The sequence below is a fragment of the endosymbiont of Lamellibrachia barhami genome (assembly GCF_011947365.2).
Taxonomy (GTDB): Bacteria; Pseudomonadota; Gammaproteobacteria; order Chromatiales; family Chromatiaceae; genus QGON01.
In genome coordinates, this window is sequence record NZ_JAAVSH020000001.1 from 3,311,304 (window position 1) to 3,312,691 (window position 1,388).

At 58.6% G+C, this 1,388-nt stretch carries 2 protein-coding genes; both read right to left on the reverse strand.

The window, feature by feature from the left end; translation table 11 throughout:
• Nucleotides 1–650 (reverse strand): sigma-54-dependent transcriptional regulator (locus tag G9Q73_RS15220; RefSeq protein ID WP_177421477.1); only part of this gene is annotated, 650 nt, incomplete at its 3' end.
• Nucleotides 647–1,388, reverse strand: a 742-nt coding sequence (locus G9Q73_RS15225) for a sensor histidine kinase (RefSeq protein WP_177420532.1), incomplete at its 5' end; no start/stop codon positions are given. The genes G9Q73_RS15220 and G9Q73_RS15225, both read right to left, overlap by 4 nt.

Here is a 1,388-nt window from a genome sequence, read left to right on the forward strand (position 1 = left end):
CCGATGAAGGCGCCTTTCTCGTGACCGAAGAGTTCTGATTCGATCAGCGCTTCTGGGATGGCAGCGCAGTTGACGGTGATGATAGGCGCGTCGTTGCGTCTGCTCTGTTCGTGCAGGGCGCGGGCTACAAGTTCCTTTCCGGTGCCAGATTCACCCAGAATCAGGGTTGTTGTATCGGTCGGTGCGACCTTGCTGATGCGGCGGCAGATCTCCACCATAGCGGGACACTCTCCCACCATGCCCTGTACCGGATAGTTCTTTTCGAGTTCGGACTTGAGCACCGCCTGTTGCCGCAATTGCTTGGAGTGTTTAAGGATACGTTTCACCAGTAGCAGCAACTCTTCGTGATTAAAGGGTTTGGCGATGTAGTCCACCGCACCGCGCTTCATGGCATCCACCGCCGCCTGTACGCTGGCGTAGCTGGTCATGATCAGCACCGGTACGGGTGCCGCCGGTTTGATCAGTTCAACGCCCGCCAGACCGGGCAGACGAACGTCGGCGATGATCAGATCGTAGTCACTGAGTCTGTAGTCGGTCTCGGCCCGCTCCACCGAATCGACATCGTCTATGCGGTAGCCTTTGCGTTCCAGCAGGCGCCGCATCGCATTGCGGATGACGCTTTCATCCTCGACGATCAATATCCGACTCATTGTTTGCTCTTCCCTTTAGTCGGCAGCTTCAATACAACACGGGTTCCGACGCCGGGTTTCGAGTCGATCTCGATGCTGCCGTTGTGGTCGTTGATGATCTTGTACGCCAGGGCCAGGCCAAGGCCGGTCCCTTCGCCGGGGGCCTTGGTGGTGAAGAAGGGCTCGAAGACGTACGCCTGCTTTTCTGTCGGGATGCCGGCTCCCTGATCCAATACCTCGATCGCGGTCTGCCCGTCTTTCTGCCAGGCAAAGCACTCCACCCGGTCACCGGGAGAGGATGCCTCAACGGCGTTGGAGAAGAGGTTGACCAGCACTTGGGATATCTTTTGCCGGTCTCCCAACAGCATCAATTCAGATGGGCAGTGGTTGATACATTCGATCTGTTTGCCCCGGTGGGTGAGCTGGACCAGCCGGATCGCCTCGTCTGTCAGTTCTCCCAGGGGAAAGCGCTGGAAATCTGTGCCGACCTTGCCGCTGCGGCTGAAGTTCATCAGGGTCTGGATGATGGTGGTGATGCGGTGGGTCTGGTTCATGATCTCATCCAGACTCTCATCGACGATCTGCCGATCCTCCTCACCCCGCAGATTCTGGGTCAGAGAGGCGATGCCGGTGATCGGGTTGCCGATTTCGTGGGCGACGCCGGCGGCCAGTCGCCCGATAGAGGCGAGCCGGTCGCTGTGGGCCAGTTCTGCCTCCAGTATCTCCAGATCGGTAAGATCCTCCAGCAGCATGACCTGG